The 15,757-nt window shown below is 44.5% G+C and carries 14 protein-coding genes; 8 read left to right on the top strand and 6 right to left on the bottom strand.

Annotated elements, in window-relative coordinates; genetic code table 11:
- Positions 1-19 precede the first annotated feature (19 nt).
- The 5 genes from RH45_RS08925 (at position 20) to RH45_RS08905 (ending at position 5,274) form a co-directional block, all read left to right on the top strand.
- Positions 20-1,903: a propionyl-CoA synthetase gene (locus tag RH45_RS08925; protein WP_008076295.1), complete on the top strand. Its 1,884-nt coding sequence runs from the start codon at positions 20-22 to the stop codon at positions 1,901-1,903.
- A 207-nt stretch (positions 1,904-2,110) separates the two neighbouring features.
- Entirely contained in the window at positions 2,111-2,809 is a 699-nt protein-coding gene (locus RH45_RS08920; RefSeq protein WP_008076293.1) for a hypothetical protein, read from the top strand.
- 77 nt (positions 2,810-2,886) lie between these two features.
- Positions 2,887-3,192: a Dabb family protein gene (locus RH45_RS08915; RefSeq protein ID WP_008076291.1), complete on the top strand. Its 306-nt coding sequence runs from the start codon at positions 2,887-2,889 to the stop codon at positions 3,190-3,192.
- Positions 3,193-3,367: 175 nt separating this feature from the next.
- Entirely contained in the window at positions 3,368-3,841 is a 474-nt protein-coding gene (locus tag RH45_RS08910) for a GNAT family N-acetyltransferase (RefSeq protein ID WP_008076289.1), read from the top strand.
- A gap of 5 nt (positions 3,842-3,846) precedes the next feature.
- On the top strand, positions 3,847-5,274 hold the full coding sequence (locus RH45_RS08905) for a bifunctional NUDIX hydrolase/phosphatase PAP2 family protein (RefSeq protein WP_008076287.1): 1,428 nt from the start codon (positions 3,847-3,849) through the stop codon (positions 5,272-5,274).
- Between the two features lie 18 nt (positions 5,275-5,292).
- Here the strand turns inward: RH45_RS08905 and RH45_RS08900 are convergent, their stop codons facing one another.
- Positions 5,293-6,930: a methyl-accepting chemotaxis protein gene (locus RH45_RS08900; RefSeq protein WP_008076286.1), complete on the bottom strand. Its 1,638-nt coding sequence runs from the start codon at positions 6,928-6,930 to the stop codon at positions 5,293-5,295.
- A 116-nt stretch (positions 6,931-7,046) separates the two neighbouring features.
- The gene (locus RH45_RS08895; protein WP_008076285.1) at positions 7,047-7,871 is read right to left on the bottom strand and encodes a Cof-type HAD-IIB family hydrolase; all 825 of its coding nucleotides are present in this window, start codon (positions 7,869-7,871) and stop codon (positions 7,047-7,049) included.
- 171 nt (positions 7,872-8,042) lie between these two features.
- Between RH45_RS08895 and queE the strand changes: the two genes are divergently transcribed.
- Both queE and queC read left to right on the top strand, forming a co-directional pair.
- Complete coding sequence (gene queE / locus RH45_RS08890) at positions 8,043-8,693, top strand: 7-carboxy-7-deazaguanine synthase QueE (RefSeq protein ID WP_008076278.1); 651 nt, start codon at positions 8,043-8,045, stop codon at positions 8,691-8,693.
- 11 nt (positions 8,694-8,704) lie between these two features.
- A complete protein-coding gene (gene queC / locus RH45_RS08885) occupies positions 8,705-9,412 on the top strand; it encodes a 7-cyano-7-deazaguanine synthase QueC (protein ID WP_008076270.1) in 708 nt (235 codons plus the stop codon).
- Here queC and RH45_RS08880 read toward each other — a convergent pair.
- From RH45_RS08880 to RH45_RS08865, 4 genes are all read right to left on the bottom strand, one after another.
- Positions 9,345-11,330: a tetratricopeptide repeat-containing diguanylate cyclase gene (locus tag RH45_RS08880; protein WP_008076267.1), complete on the bottom strand. Its 1,986-nt coding sequence runs from the start codon at positions 11,328-11,330 to the stop codon at positions 9,345-9,347. The two genes, queC and RH45_RS08880, sit on opposite strands and share 68 nt — an antisense overlap.
- 153 nt (positions 11,331-11,483) lie before the next feature.
- A complete protein-coding gene (locus RH45_RS08875) occupies positions 11,484-11,837 on the bottom strand; it encodes a DUF2750 domain-containing protein (RefSeq protein ID WP_008076266.1) in 354 nt (117 codons plus the stop codon).
- A gap of 92 nt (positions 11,838-11,929) precedes the next feature.
- Positions 11,930-12,541, bottom strand: a complete 612-nt coding sequence (locus RH45_RS08870) for an OmpA family protein (protein WP_008076265.1) — start codon at positions 12,539-12,541, stop codon at positions 11,930-11,932.
- A gap of 1 nt (position 12,542) precedes the next feature.
- Positions 12,543-13,847: a TolC family outer membrane protein gene (locus RH45_RS08865; RefSeq protein WP_008076264.1), complete on the bottom strand. Its 1,305-nt coding sequence runs from the start codon at positions 13,845-13,847 to the stop codon at positions 12,543-12,545.
- A 416-nt stretch (positions 13,848-14,263) separates the two neighbouring features.
- Here RH45_RS08865 and RH45_RS22710 point away from each other — a divergent pair.
- The coding region (locus RH45_RS22710; protein WP_008076263.1) for an Ig-like domain-containing protein at positions 14,264-15,757 on the top strand (1,494 nt) is incomplete at its 3' end.

The following is a 15,757-nucleotide window of genomic DNA, read 5'->3' as shown; positions in this document are numbered from 1 at the left end:
ACATACTGGAGGAAGCAATATGTCTGCATATCTAGAACAATATCAATGGGCGCAGAGTGAACCTGAGCAGTTTTGGCGAGCTCAATCTGAAAATATAGATTGGTTTGAAGCGCCAAAAACAATCATTAGAAAAGACGAAAATGGAATAGAGCGTTGGTTCCCTGATGGTGTCATGAACACGTGTTGGCTCGCGCTCGATTATCACTGCGAACAGGGCAACGGTGAACGAACGGCATTGGTTTACGACTCTCCCGTGACGGGGAAGAAGCAGAGCTATAGTTACCGAGAAATGCGCGATCAGGTCGCGAAAACGGCAGGAATGTTGGCCGCTCAAGGGGTAACTAAAGGTGATCGCGTTGTTATCTACATGCCAATGATTCCGGAAGCGGCAATGGCGATGCTGGCCTGTGCACGTCTTGGCGCGATTCACTCTGTGGTATTTGGCGGGTTTGCTCCAAATGAACTGGCGGTGCGTATTGAAGACGCAGAGCCCAAGGTGATAATGACTGCTTCCTGCGGTATCGAGGTCAATAAAGTGATCCCGTACAAACCTCTGGTGGATAAAGCGATCATGGACAGTCGCTGGAAGCCTGACAACGTGTTTGTACTTCAACGCCCTCAAATTCAGGCTGAATTGAGCTCTGAACGTGATATCGACTGGCATAATGCTTATTCGCAGGCGTTACCTCATGCTTGTGTACCTGTGTTAGCCACCGACCCCTTGTATATCCTCTATACCTCAGGGACAACAGGTAAGCCTAAAGGGGTTGTGCGTGACAATGGTGGTCACGCAGTCGCAATGAAATACTCGATGAGTGCGATTTATAACATGCCTCAAGACGGTGTATTTTGGGCAGCGTCCGATGTTGGTTGGGTTGTGGGGCACTCTTACATTGTGTATGCACCACTGATTCACGGCTGTACAACGGTATTGTTTGAAGGCAAGCCTGTGCGCACTCCAGATCCCGGTGCATTTTGGCGGGTATGTGAAGAGTACCAAGTTGATGTTCTGTTCTCTGCTCCAACGGCATTTCGCGCGATCAAGAAAGAAGATCCTAACGGAGAGCGTCTCGATCGTTACAATCTCTCTTCTCTGAAAACCATCTTTATGGCAGGAGAGCGTCTTGACCCGCCAACACTGGAGTGGGTTGAGAGTCAGACAGCGAAGCCAGTCATTGACCATTGGTGGCAAACGGAAACGGGTTGGGCGATCTCAGGTAACCCTACTGGTATTGAGCTTATGCCAGTCAAAGCAGGATCATCCACTAAACCAATACCCGGCTACCAAGTGGAAATTCTTAATGAGTTGGGGGAGCCTGTACAAGCGAATCAGCAGGGTTTTGTTGCACTTAAACGCCCGCTACCGCCAAGTTGTTTACCGACGGTTTGGCGTAATCATGACCGCTTTGAATCTGGTTATTTGAGTCAATTCCCGGGCTATTATGTCTCTGGGGATGGCGGCTATCTCGATGAAGATGGTTATCTGTTTATCATGGGCCGTATTGATGACGTGATTAACGTTGCGGGTCACCGCCTATCAACGGGAGAGATGGAAGAGATCGTTGGCGGCCACCCAGCCATTGCTGAGTGCGCGGTTGTAGGCGTACATGATGAACTCAAAGGTCAACTGCCACTGGGCTTTGTGGTTTTGAAAGACGGAGTCAAAGTCGACTCATTAGCTTTAGAGGGTGAGTTAGTTGGCAAAGTGCGTGAAGAGATAGGCGCAGTAGCTTGCTTTAAACACGCTCTGGTGGTTGAGCGCTTACCTAAGACGCGTTCAGGAAAAATCCTCCGCAGAACCATTCGCCAGATCGCTGATGGTGAGCAATATACAGTGCCATCGACCATCGATGATCCGACGAGCTTGGATGAGATTTCTAAAGCGCTTCATACTGAGACCTAAATCTATTTAACGTAGCGCAGATAGCCAAGCACTCCTTAGTGAGTGCTTTTTTAGTAATACTAATAATTTCAATTGGTTACATTTTGTATTGTTTTCCAATCGCTAACTTGGTGATTTTATGAGATTTATCGCATTTGATAGGAATGATAATTGATTCTATTGTTTTGGCTGATAAATTTCGACGCCTTTATTGGCTAGGAAATTATAATGAAATACTTAAAACTATTGGGTACAGCTCTAGGTGCTATTTTGCTTACGGGTTGTGTATCGAATAAAGCTTTGGATATCCCTACTGACTTCTGGCAGACGGCAGATGATAAAAAGGTCGCGGTAGCGTTTGTTCAACCGCCAGAAATGTATGCCCACCGTGCTGGAGGTCAAGGCTTACTCGATATAGTAATTAATGAAGTGGTGACGGACAGTGTCGAGACGCACATCCAAAGTCTGCAACACCATAAGTTTGAAGCGGGCAAATCTAAGCTTGCCAAATTGATTGAGAGTAGAGGCGGTCAGAGTATCATCCTGCCGGAATATTATCAGGCAAGTGATGAGAACAAGTTACCGAAAGAGCTACGTAAAAAGGGCCATTTTGATTATGATACGTCGGCTCTGGTTGAACATTATGATGCCACTCACTTGCTGGTTGTACAAACTATGGCGGCAGGTACCCTAAGAGACTATTACGGATTTATTCCAACCAGTAAACCAAGGGGCTATGTGAATGCGGAAGTTACTCTGGTTGATTTAAGCGATAATCGTATTGTAATGACGCATCAAATCATTGAGCAAGTCTTGCTACCAGAAGGGGTAGACTGGGACGATGCGGACAATAGCTTCCCAGAAATTACTAAAGTCGTACATATGGCATTGGAAAGAGCGGCTAGCCGATTGACGCAAGTGCTGTAGTTGTATAAAAAAGAGCCTTTGGGCTCTTTTTTATTTTAAGGGGCCGTAAACTAGAATCTATTGATAGGAAATGACGTGTGATTAGACATATTTTACTTATTAAGTTCAAGCAAGACGCCCCAGAGAGTGAGTTATTACGCCTTAAGGCTTTGTTTGAAGCGATGCCGAATCTTATTGACGGTGTAGTGTCTGTAGAGTGGGGGGAGAACGATAGCCCAGAGGGCAAAAATCAAGGGTATACGCATTCGGTGTTGATGACATTTTCTGATGAAGAGGCGAGACAGCGATACTTGCCTCATCCAGAACATGAAGCCCTTAAAAAGGTGTTTCGCCCGTTGCTAGCAGATATCATTGTCTTTGACTATACCCTTGGACATGATTGAAATCGAAGTGGTGTACAGATAGGGTGAAAGTTCCCTTAGACTCCGTTTTCGAATCATAAACGAGAATTCGGTGCAAATTCGCCTTATCAATAACCAGCTTAATGCGGTTAGCCTTGCTAATCACGTTACAAACCATCACACTTATGTGCTTTTATTTTACAGAACGTGACCCCTTTTGAAACTTAGAGCCGCAAACCTAAACGACCTTGAGTCGCTGAACGACTTAATGTTCCAATTGCACGATGAACACCACCTTCAATCTCCGCAGTATTTCAAAACTGCTGATGAAATCGAGCAAGAGAAAAGTATTGCTCGTTATCTCGATAACCCCGAATGTTTAGTCTTTGTTGCCACTATTGACGACCAAATTATAGGGTTCATTACTGGCCATTTCTGTGAACTGATCTCGACGGTGAGCAAGCCTGTGCAAATGGGTAGTATTGATGAGCTGTACGTGGTCGTGGATTATCGAAATAAAGGGGTTGCCGAAAGGCTTTGCCAGCGCATAGAACAAACTTTCACCGACTATGGGGTGACAGAGATGTTTGTCGAAGTGTGGGATGTTAATCGTTCTGCCAACTGCCTTTATCAAAAGTTAGGTTTTGTTAGCCACATCAATTGGCTACGTAAACCAATAGGAGATAAATAACACCAATGAGATTGTATTTTCATCACTTGGGTCTTTTGCTTACCTTGCTACTTGCTTTCGTCTCTATCCCTAGCATCGCAAAAAACACCCAAGAAAATTTCACTGGTGCTGCGTGTATTATCCGAGCGGATGATAAGTTGGTGATGGTTAACGAGATTATTACTCAAAAGCTATCGCTGCCTGCGGGGAGAGTAGAAGCGGGGGAAGACCCGGCTAAAACGGCTCAGCGAGAAACTTGGGAAGAAACCGGGTTAGTGGTTAATGCTGTCAGAGTGCTCGGACAAACCAATAACACGGTGTTTTACGATTGTGTGTCCGAATCAGACATCGTTTCCTTTCAATTTAATAATGTTCATGACGGTTGCGAGCTGCCCATTTGGTTTGCGCCCCACTATGGCGTAGAAATAGCGTCTGCGATGCTGGTCAACCCTAACAACATCGATGCGAATGAATACCGCTATCCTGATCAAATGGGGTGGGTTAAACAAATGCTCGCAAAGGCCACCAATCAGTCTGTGAACTATGTTGGCAACCTGGTTGAAGCTGCCCCACACTTTAACCAAATAGAGCTTTCCTGGATGTTGAAGCTACAGCACGTAGTGGCGGCACTGCCAGAAAGTATTCGTGACACGATTCGTGGGAGCATCATGAGCGGCAATGTATTCTCTTTGCCTTTCCTGCTTATTATGTTGCTACCTTTTGTTTACCTTCGATATGGCAAACACTTTAGCTATAAAATCTTTTTCGCTATTACAGTGACTGCTTTGATGAGTATTGTTGCTCAGCAAGGGTTTGCTTTCCCTAGACCACATGTCTACTTACCTGCGGTTGAACTTATTGACACCTACGGCTATAGCTTCCCTAGCAAGTCAGTTGCCATTTGGATGTGTGTTGGTGTGTTGCTGTTGCATGCTGAGAACAAACTCTCAATCAACCCACTATCAGTGGCAATCTTGGGTATCGTTACTTGGTTGGGTTTGGCAAAGTTTTACACGGGTTCGGCCTTCATTGTTGATATTCTAAGTGGCGCTTTATTGGGTTTCTTATGTGCATGGCACATTATTCGTTTAGAGGTGAAGCCGGAAGTAGACACTCGAAAGTTACTGACTTCGAAAATAGTTTGGGCAGGTTTGTTGGTCATTTGTACTTTCGCGGGGCTCTTTTGGCCAAGCCCGGTCATGGCTCATTGGTTTGCTGTGATTACAACTGTTCTCATATTGGTTTCGACCCTAAAAGACAACAATCGTATGGTAAGCAGCAGTACAGTATATCTCGTGACGATTGCTTTGCTCGCAATGAATGTCGCCTTAACACTGGCTGTTGAAGCGGTCTCTTATAGCACGGGCTTGAGTTTAGCGGTTGAGCTGGTTAGGTACCCGTTAATTATTGCTTTGTTCGTTGTAACCGTTAGGAAGGTACAACAGGCTGCTTAGCGCAGCCTGTTGGTTTGTTTAGCATTTAAATTGAGATACCAGTTGGTCTAGCGTAGAGCATTGCTCAGCTAATGAAGTGAGTGAGCGCTCTGCTGATTCAACTGTATCGACCATGATCACGCTATTCTCAGCGATTTTTTGGATGTTCTCATTGACCTCCTCACTCACCGTGCTTTGTTGTTCCGCGGCTGCTGCGATATTGGTATTCATCGCGTTGATTTGGCCAATGGCACTAAGAATGGTTTGTAGTGACTGACTGGCACTCTGGGCATTGTCGATCGTCTCTTCGCTACTAATTTTGCTTTCGCGCATTACTCGGACCGCTTCCTCTGCACCAGCCTGGAGCCTTTCGATCATTGATTGGATCTGCCCAGTACTTTGTTGTGTTCTGCTAGCCAAAGAGCGAACTTCATCGGCAACTACAGCAAAGCCTCTGCCTTGCTCACCCGCCCGGGCAGCCTCGATAGCTGCGTTTAACGCAAGTAGGTTTGTTTGCTCAGCTATGCCGCAAATGACGTCTAGAATTGACGCGATGTCGGCTACGTCTTTGTCTAAAGTGTGAATAACCTTGCTCGCATTATCTACATCACTTGCAAGTTGCTTGATTGACTCAACGGTGGATCCAATGACCAAACTGGCTGAGTGAACTTCTTGATCAGCTTGAGCACTAGTGGCTGCGGCATCATTAGCATTGTCTTTCACCGACAAGCTAGTCATTTGCATCTGGTTGACTGCAGTTGCAACCAATTCACTTTCTTGTTGCTGCTGATTCGTTGCTTGAGAAATCGACTGAGCGACACCCGCGAGTTGCCCCATCTCTTGGCGAACATGCGACGTTGTTGCCATGACTTGTTCAATTGTTACTTGAATCTTGTTCGCAAACTGGTTGAATGCTGTTCCTAGTCGGCCAATCTCATCTTCACTGTCGGTTGAGATTCGTTTACTAAGGTCTCCATCTCCCGAGGCGATTTCGTCCATCGCTTTAGTAATATTTTCGATAGGGTTGACGATGGATGAGATCAAGAATCGACAAGAAATAATAGAAAACAATAAGACTAATACGGTACCGATTGTGAGCGTTGTTTCTGCTTGGGTAATGGCAGCTTCATTTTGAGCTCGCGCCTTTAACTGGACGTTATCGATGATATCTTTAACCACATTAAGCTGTGCTCTAACATCAACAAATTGCCTGTCAAACATGTGTTTATTTTGTTCGTAATGGGCCTGCCATTCATTAGGGGGCAAGATAATGAACGCCTCATAGCTTGCCAGCCAAACTTCAGCTAAGTCAATCAGTTCATCGATGTCAGATTGGACGTGAAGAGGCAATAGCCCTCGTCGCACGAGTTCTGATGTTGATTTCATCCGTGGTAACGCTTTATAGGCATTATCTTTATATTCAAACATGTGTTGTTCAATTTCATCACTAGAACTGGCAAGGACTAGTGCCTGAACAGCAGACGTTGCTTGGTACAAGTCTCGATAAGCATCTTCGATGGTGAACAACGACGGCAAGTAATGTTGTTGAATAGTTTGAGAAATTTGCGTTTGATTTCTAGACGCAAGAATATTAATGATGGAGCTACTGCTAAAAAGTAGAATAATAATCGATACTGGAATGATTATTTTCTTTTTAACGGAAAGATTGGAAAACATAGTATTAGCCTGTAAAAACTGGAACCGGCTAATACTATCAATCAACAGAAATTTCGTCGTATAACTTTATGTTTTTATTGAATAAAGTTTTTTGTCGTTAAGATAAAATAAGATGATTACTTGCTTGTTCGAAGTGATGGTAGGCAGAACTTTTCGATGACTTTCGCTACACCGTCTTCGTTATTACTGTCAGTAATGTAGTCTGCAATACGTTTTGTTTGAGTCATCGCATTGTCCATGGCGACCCCTAGGCCAGCATACTCAATCATATGGTGGTCATTTTCAGCATCACCGACACAAATTACTTCACTTGCTTTAATCCCAAGATATTCAGCGATTGCACTCACTCCAACCCCTTTATTACTATCCAAACTTAGGAACTCCAAGAAGAAAGGGGCGCTCTGTACAACGGTGAACTCTGATCTAATTTCAGGTGAAATTTGCGCAATAGCCTCAGATAACTTCGTTGGTTCGCCGACGATCATCGCTTTGATGATCGAGTGATCATCTTCTAGTGAATCAAACGACATTTCAGTCACAGGCAGCTGGTTGATGCGTGACTCAATCGCTGTGTACTCGTTATCTTCAGGTGTAATGAGACCGTGTACTGCACTGAAGGCGTGGCAGAACAACCCAAGCTCTCGAGCGAGTGCCGCAACTTGTTTCGCTTTATGGCCATCAATAGTCGCTTGGTGGATAATCTTATTGCTACCGAGCTCTTTTACCATAGAGCCATTGAAGTAAACGACGAACTCATTGTCACTGACGAGATCTAGCTCTTTCAATGACGCTTGCATCCCGTCAAGTGGTCGACCTGAAGCTAAAACCACTTTGGTTCCTTGTGCTCGTGCTTGCTTGATCGCTTCCTTGGTGCGTTCACTGATGGTTTTCTCGCTGGTAAGCAAGGTGCCATCCATATCTAAAGCAATTAATTTGTACATATCTTACCTAAAATAGAAATTAGAAATAAAAGCAAAAGGGCAGCATAAAGCCTTGGCGGTCAATGTTCAATTTATGAATTAGTTGACCTTATTCACTGGGTCATTTAAGGTCTCGTTCCTGCTAAAAATTGATGATGAGTTAGGCTGAGTAAGTTGTATAAAGTAAACGAAATGTTCGAAACCATTCAGGGTGAAGGAGTTTATACTGGTGTTCCTTCTGTGTTTGTTCGTCTGCAAGAGTGCCCAGTGGGTTGCGCTTGGTGTGACACTAAGCAGACATGGGAAGCGTTACCAGAAGATGAAACGTCGTTTGACCGTATTATGGTGAAAACACAAGACAGTCCAACGTGGTGTAGTACGAGTGCTGAAGGCATTGTTAACCAGTATCGAGTACAAGGCTATACTGCGAAGCATATCGTCATTACTGGTGGCGAGCCTTGTGTTTATGACTTACGACCTTTAACCGAAGCGTTTGAAGCGATCGGGTGCCAATGTCAAATTGAAACGAGTGGCACTTCCGAAGTACTCACATCGGACAATACTTGGGTGACAGTGTCACCTAAAGTGGCAATGAAAGGTAAACTCCCGGTGCTTGATTCTGCCTTGCTTCGAGCCGACGAGATTAAACATCCAGTCGCGACCGAGAAGGACATCGACCAACTCGATGAACTCATCAAGCGCGCCCAAGTGCCAAAGCAAACGACGATCGCTTTACAACCTATCAGCCAAAAGCCAAGAGCGACTCAGCTTTGCATTGATGTTTGTGTAAAACGCAACTGGCGCTTGTCAATTCAAACTCACAAGTATTTAAGTATTGCCTAAGGGATTCCAGAATGAGAAAAGCAGTTGTTGTGTTCAGTGGCGGTCAAGACTCGACTACGTGTTTAGTTCAGGCGCTAAAAGAGTATGATGAAGTTCATGCGATTACATTTGATTACGGTCAGCGTCATAAGCTAGAGATTGAAGTCGCCCAGAGCTTAGCTAAAGAGTTGGGGGTAAAAGCCCATAAAGTAATGGATGTAGGACTACTCAATGAGTTAGCGATAAGCTCCCTTACTCGTGATGACATACCCGTATCTCATGAACTTCAAGATAACGGCTTACCTAACTCCTTTGTTCCAGGGCGGAACATACTTTTCCTCACGTTAGCTGGCATTTACGCGTATCAGATTGGTGCGCAAGCCGTGATTACTGGTGTGTGTGAAACCGATTTCTCAGGTTATCCAGATTGTCGCGATGAGTTCGTTAAATCGATTAATCGTTCTCTCGTATTGGGGATGGATCGTCAGTTCGAGATAGAGACTCCACTGATGTGGTTAAATAAAGCGGAAACTTGGGCGCTTGCTGACCAATACGATGCGTTGCAACTTGTTCGAGAAAAAACGTTAACTTGCTACAACGGCATCATTGGTGATGGGTGTGGTGATTGCCCGTCTTGTGAGCTTAGAAAAGTAGGTCTTAGTGATTATTTATCTAACCGGGAAACTGTGATGTCTGAGCTGGTTCGTAAACAGAGTTTGGCAAATAAATCGGTTCGTTAAACGCATCTATGATCTTGTTTTTACCGGTTTGTTTTACCTGATATAAGGCCTGATCAAGAATCGAATAAAGCTCGTCAAAGTCGGCCAGAGCTTTGGTCGTTGTTAGGTAAGAGAAGCTGGCGGTAACGTTAAGCTTCTCTTTACTCTCAGAGAAAAATGTCGCCTCTGCAATCGCTCTATGTAGCCGTTTGACTTTTTCTTCTGTCTCCAATTCATCTACCTTACGCATTACAATTACAAATTCCTCTCCGCCCAAACGGCCAAAAATGTCTCCTTTCTTACATTGTGAACGAATAGCATCCGCGATTTTCATTAAGGCCCGATCGCCAGTCGGGTGCCCATATGCGTCATTAATTTTCTTGAAGTCATCGAGATCGAGCAAAACAATTAAGTAATTGAACCCGTCTTGGGCGAGCTGAGGTAACTGTTTAATTTCTCGGATGGCCGCCGCTCGGTTCCATGCGTGAGTGAGCAAATCCAACTCGGCACGGCGCGTCGCTTTATGTTTGCTATACGTCGAGTAGGCAAGAAAGATGGCGAGAAGCGAGCAGCTCAAAGTAAGAAACTGTATCCAGGTTTGCTGGTGGTCAATGTGTTGTTTCTGTTGCAGATTTTGCTGAGCAATTTTCGAGTGCTGGAGTTGCTGTATGTAGTCTTTTCGAGCGACATCCAATGCGACATAGGCAGATTGATGGAGTTCGTCTCGCTTGTTTAACTCCGTATTAATGTACTCTTGATAGTAATCTAACGCTTTCTGGTAATGGGACTGCTCTCTGGCAAGATCAGCTAACGCTTTTAATGCATCGCTTCGAAGTGGTTCGCTGCTAATCTCTGCAGATAACGATAAGGCTTGGTTTGCAAAGTCTTCCGCTCTTTGGTATTGCCCTTGAACCTGATGGGCGTTAGCTAATGTTAAATAGACATTGCCTCTGATTTGTCCGTTGGCTTGAAGGGTCGCTTTTTCCAATGCATCCAAAAGGTATGCGGTGCCAGTTGCAAATTCTTGCCTTGCGATATGAGCTTTGCCTAACCCTAATAACGCGTAAGTTAACCCATAGTCATTATTGTATTTTTCCAATATGTCTCGGGACTGCATGAAATGATGTATGGCATTATCATACTGTGCGTCAGCGAGCAATATATCACCCATACTGTGATGGGTTTGTGCTAAATGCAGCTCACTCTTGTTGTCGTTTCTTAGTTTTAGGGCGATTTTCGCGTACTCTTTTGCAAGCGAGAGGTTACCGAGTGTTTTCAGTAACAATGCAGCATCATTATAAACACCTGACGGGTCGATATAATCAGGTATGATCGCTAGGTATTCTTGGTAGCTTTTCAAGGCATTTTTGTAGTCGCCAACGTACTCGAAATTGTTGGCAATCACTCTCAAAGCCTTATAGCTGGGCAACAGGATGTTTTCGTTGTCGTTCATATGCGTGCGCAATGATGAGCAATACAAAGAAGCGCTGTAAAATTGCCCTTGTCGGTTCAAAGACCGACATAAGTGATATTCGAAAAGAACCTTTCCCTGCAGGTGATTGGTTTCTGTGTAGTGTTTCAATAAAGTGAGGTAACCCTTCTTAGCTAAATCAAACTGTAACCGCTCTTCATGGTTTAAGGCACTAATAAAGGTTTGCTCTAGTTGAGAGTACTCATCGTCATAAGCAATTCGATTGCCGTGATACGGTTGGCCTCTTAATATCATATATCCATGAATTTTAGAGCTTAAATAAAGCTTCTCGACACTGGGACGTGTAGTGTCATATCGGTCTTGGAGCATTGCAAGAGCGCGATGTTCGTCAGATTGGAGTAACTCCCGATAGGCTCTTTCCCAACTGACAAGATCATCTTGCGCGTGACAAAAGTTAGAAGCGAATATAAACAGAATGGGCAAAAAGCGAGGCAGAAAAGAAATCATATTGATACGTTTGAATTATATGTCGTGGCATTTTAGAAGCAGAGGCTATTAACGCACAATATGTTGTTTCAATCGAAGAAGAAATTTGCGAAGTAGGTGGGGTTGTATCAATAGAAATGAAAAAGCGCCCAAGAGAGCGCTTTTGACAGAGATTTAGTTTAAGTACATCTTTGCAAGGTCACTTGGTTCGATCTCACGACCTTCAAGTACTTCGTTCCAGTTTGTACCAACCAAAACGCCATCTTCAGCAAGCGTCAGCAACCAATCTTCAACGAAGATATCCAATGGGATTTCTAATACTTCGAAATCAGCCCATTCTTCAACGTTATGAGTTTGAGCGTCTTCCTTTGATGACCAAAACGGCATTACTTCGCTGTTTTCAAATTCGGTAGAGTCGCATGACAGCCAGCCTTCTTCATTGCGCATACCCCAAACAAGTTTTGTTTCTTTAGTTTGGGCAATGAACAGTTCGAGGTTAGCTTGGATGTCTGATGTTAATTTACTCATGAAGATAGTCTCTTAATTTGATTCGCGGCTAGAGTAGCATTGTTGGCAGCAAATCTAAATCAAAAAGGGAGCGAGTTGCTCCCTTGTTTAGCTTATTTTTTGATTGTGGTGAATATCGTCCACTCTTCTTTTACTTGCCCTTTATGGCCAATAATAGAGGCGACGACTTTACGGTTTTGGGCGTGGACTTGTTCGTCATTTCCTTCTAACGACAGGTTAGTATCACCAAAGCCGACGATGTTTACTCGGCTTGAGTCTACGCCGTAGCTGAGGAGTAAGTCTTCTACTGCAAACGCACGCTGTTTCGAAAGCTCGAGATTATAGTCAGCTCGACCGACTTTACTTGCATAACCTTGAAGCTCGACTGAAGTTGAAGGGAACTCAGCCATAAAATCAGCGACTTCACGAATCTGAGTCATAAATACCGGTTGTACTTCAGCAGAGTCGTTGGCAAACAATATATGCAAACTTATCTCTTCTGATGTGTTTATGAATGTACCACAGCCGTCGTTGTCAATCTCTGAACGAGATGGTGTTTGAGGGCAAAGATCTCGAGCGTTAATTACGCCATCTTTATCCTCATCTAAAAGATCGTCAACTTGATTTGGGACTGGCGTATCGATATACGCGTAATCGTCCTCAGCAATCGAACAACCGGTCAGAAGTACCGCAGTCGTTAATAGTGAAAGAGCTGTTTTTTTCATATTAATATTCCACCGCCTCGTTCCATTCATCCGGCGTGTCTACTCTCAGTGCTGCAAGTAGGTTTCCAGTCGCGTTCATTACTCTGTACTTGGCATACTGCTCGTCATACTTAGCATCTAAATAGCCTTTGCGAGCTTCGAACAATTCGTTCTCGGTGTTCAGTAAGTCAAGTAAGGTTCGTTTACCAAGCTTGTATTGCTTTTCGTAAGCGATAACGGTTTCAGATGCAGAATCAACATGGTCTGCTAAAAATTCTTTTTGCTGAACAGTTAAATCCAACGCGCTCCAAGATAAACGTAGGCCTTCTTCTACTGTGCGGAATGTGTAGTTTCGTAGGTCTTTTGCTTTGTTCAGTTGGTACGCGGCACTGTCACTACGATCTGCGTCTGAACCACCGTTGTAGAGGTTGTACCTCATACGTAGCATGGCGGAAAACTCGTCACTTTGGCCTTCAATGCCGCCTGCGTCATCACGCCAAGTCTGGTTAGCCTCAAATGAAAGAGTGGGGTAGTTAACACCTTTTGTCTGTTGGAATTGGAATCGCGCAGAGTCAACGTCAGCTTGAGCGATTTTCACTACAGGGTGATTGTTAAACGCATCATCTAGTGCATCATCAATTGTAAAAGGGATAGCATTTTGGTCCGCACGAGGGAACGTTAAGCCCTGCGGCGCTTGGCCTACAATACGCTTGAATTGTGTGTGTACGTCAAAAAGATTGTTTTGTGCTGCTAGCAAGTTTCCATGCGCTTTCGCCAGACGCGCCTCTACTTGAGACATGTCCGCAGTCGAACCAATGCCTGATTCAACGCGTCTTCTAATATCGCGATAGATATCTTTGTGGACCGCTAGATTGCTCTCAGATAATGCCAAGACTTCATAAGCCTTCGTTGCATCGAGGTAAATTTTCGTTACCTCCAGCGCAATATCTTGAGCATCGGCAAGAAGTTGGAAACGAACCGACTCTGCGTCTGCAGCAGTGCGGTCCATGTCATTTAAAGTAGCAGAGCCATCCCATATCAATTGAGATAAGGTAATCGTTGCTTCTTTACGTGTTAACTCATTTTCTGTACCTGAAGCTAAATCAACTTTTTCATAGCCAATGCCAGCATCAAGATCTAATTTAGGTAGGTATGCACCGGATGAAGCTTCTGAATCGTAAAATTTACTTTTGAACTCATTATACGAGGCTTTAACCTTTGGGTTATGCGTAATGGTATACGCGACAGCCTGCTCCAATGTTTGACTATGTGCAGGAAAGCTAAGTGCTACCGCGCAACTTAGTACTTTCAACCTATTCCAATTCACTTTAACTCTCCTCAACAAGCTGTTGTGCGAAGGATATTACTCAATTTATCGTCTCAATATTGAGATGAACCCTACGTAAGCGTCAATAAAGTAACACTTTCTGACCAATAACACTATTCATTGAACTAATTTAATTGTTAATAAACAACAGGATCGGGTATTTTGTGACACATAAATAATAACAAACATGTTGGGACGTCGTTCTATTTAATTGCTGGTACAATTGAGATCTTGATTCAGCATTTAGACTGATTTCTGCAACAAGTTTTTTAAGTAAAATTATTGATAGGTCGATAAAGTAGTTTTGGTGACTTATCAATAATGTTAATTTATAAAGAATGTAAATAGTAAAGTTGCCAATATATTGTCGCTTCGAATGTGGCGGTGAAAGGTAGTAAAGGATTAAGGGCTCGATTATGGGTTTTGGTGCATACGTGGCGTTAGGTAATCTAGTGACTGGACAAATAGTAGTAGTTGATACTAATGGTAATGTTCGAGTTTTACTCGAAGGGGAATTACCCAAGCCTGGTGAAGTCGTTATTAATAGCGAGCAGATTGCTGTCGACGGTGAGACAGAAGTTGTGGTCGAAATCATTGATGAAAGTGGCTTGCCTCAAGACATATCAAATGAAATCGAAGATATTTTTGCGGCGTTAGAAGACGGGCAAGATCCTACTCAGTTGGGTGAAGATTTCGCGACTGCTGCGGGTGGTCAAGCTGGCTCTAGTTTGACTTCTTCGGGTTCCATTGACCGTGATGGAACAGAAATCCTAGCTGCGACAGAGTTTGTCACTCAGGGATTTGCTAGCCTTGGACTATCCGAAACACAAAGCCTTACTTTACTGGATCAATTTCAAACACTACAGCAATCACCAGTATTCATTGATGTAAACTCAAACCCACGCGGTGACGATCTCCAAATTACAACGCCTGAAGACACTCCTGTTAGTGGCCAGCTTGTTGCAACTGACTCTGATGGCGATGAGCTAACCTATACCGTCTCCGAGCAACCTGATAATGGTTCTGTTGACCTTAACGAAGATGGTTCGTGGACTTATACCCCTGATCAAGACTATAACGGCGGCGATTCTTTCACTGTTGTTGTGTCTGACGGACAAGGCGGCACCGATACTATCACGGTGAACATTGGTGTGACGCCAGTGAACGATATCCCTGTGATTGGCGACGAGAATGGCGCCCCGGTGGGCGACGATATGTCGGTCACAACAGAAGAAGACACACCTGTGAGTGGTAAGCTAACGGCTACCGACGCAGACAACGACACGCTGACCTTTGAAAAAGGCACCGATCCGTCGAATGGCTCAGTGACCGTCGATGCGGACGGTAACTGGACCTACACACCAAACCCAGATTACAACGGCAATGACAGCTTTACCGTTGTAGTGTCTGACGGGAATGGTGGTACAGACACGGTGACGGTTAATGTCGGTGTGACCCCTGTTAACGATATCCCTGTGATTGGTGATGAGAACGGCGCCCCGGTGGGCGACGATATGTCGGTCACCACAGAAGAAGATACGCCGGTGAGCGGTAAGCTAACGGCCACCGATGCAGACAATGACACGCTGACCTTTGAAAAAGGCACCGATCCATCGAATGGCTCAGTGACCGTCGATGCGGATGGCAACTGGACCTACACACCAAACCCAAATTACAACGGCAACGACAGTTTTACCGTCGTGGTGTCTGACGGCAATGGTGGTACAGACACAGTGACGGTTAATGTCGGTGTAACGCCTGTTTGGGATGGAACTCCAATCGTCGAAATTATTGAAGACAGCAATAATGATGGCACGATTTCCAACACTGAAATCAGTGGCCAAGTTGATGTGTTAGTGACGGTTCCAGCAGACGCGGAAGTGGGCGATACACTGAAAGTATCGGGTCAA

It is taken from the genome of Vibrio sinaloensis DSM 21326 (genome assembly GCF_000189275.1).
Taxonomy (GTDB): Bacteria; Pseudomonadota; Gammaproteobacteria; order Enterobacterales; family Vibrionaceae; genus Vibrio; species Vibrio sinaloensis.
This window is presented reverse-complemented; position numbering and strand designations above follow the sequence as displayed.

Coding starts and splice junctions, on each gene's coding strand:
- RH45_RS08895 (WP_008076285.1), bottom strand. CDS start 7,871: ATGTACAAATTAATTGCTTTAGATATGGATGGCACCTTGCTTACCAGC.
- RH45_RS08920 (WP_008076293.1), top strand. CDS start 2,111: ATGAAATACTTAAAACTATTGGGTACAGCTCTAGGTGCTATTTTGCTT.
- queE (WP_008076278.1), top strand. CDS start 8,043: ATGTTCGAAACCATTCAGGGTGAAGGAGTTTATACTGGTGTTCCTTCT.
- RH45_RS08905 (WP_008076287.1), top strand. CDS start 3,847: ATGAGATTGTATTTTCATCACTTGGGTCTTTTGCTTACCTTGCTACTT.
- RH45_RS08900 (WP_008076286.1), bottom strand. CDS start 6,930: ATGTTTTCCAATCTTTCCGTTAAAAAGAAAATAATCATTCCAGTATCG.
- RH45_RS08875 (WP_008076266.1), bottom strand. CDS start 11,837: ATGAGTAAATTAACATCAGACATCCAAGCTAACCTCGAACTGTTCATT.
- queC (WP_008076270.1), top strand. CDS start 8,705: ATGAGAAAAGCAGTTGTTGTGTTCAGTGGCGGTCAAGACTCGACTACG.
- RH45_RS08925 (WP_008076295.1), top strand. CDS start 20: ATGTCTGCATATCTAGAACAATATCAATGGGCGCAGAGTGAACCTGAG.
- RH45_RS08880 (WP_008076267.1), bottom strand. CDS start 11,330: ATGATTTCTTTTCTGCCTCGCTTTTTGCCCATTCTGTTTATATTCGCT.
- RH45_RS08870 (WP_008076265.1), bottom strand. CDS start 12,541: ATGAAAAAAACAGCTCTTTCACTATTAACGACTGCGGTACTTCTGACC.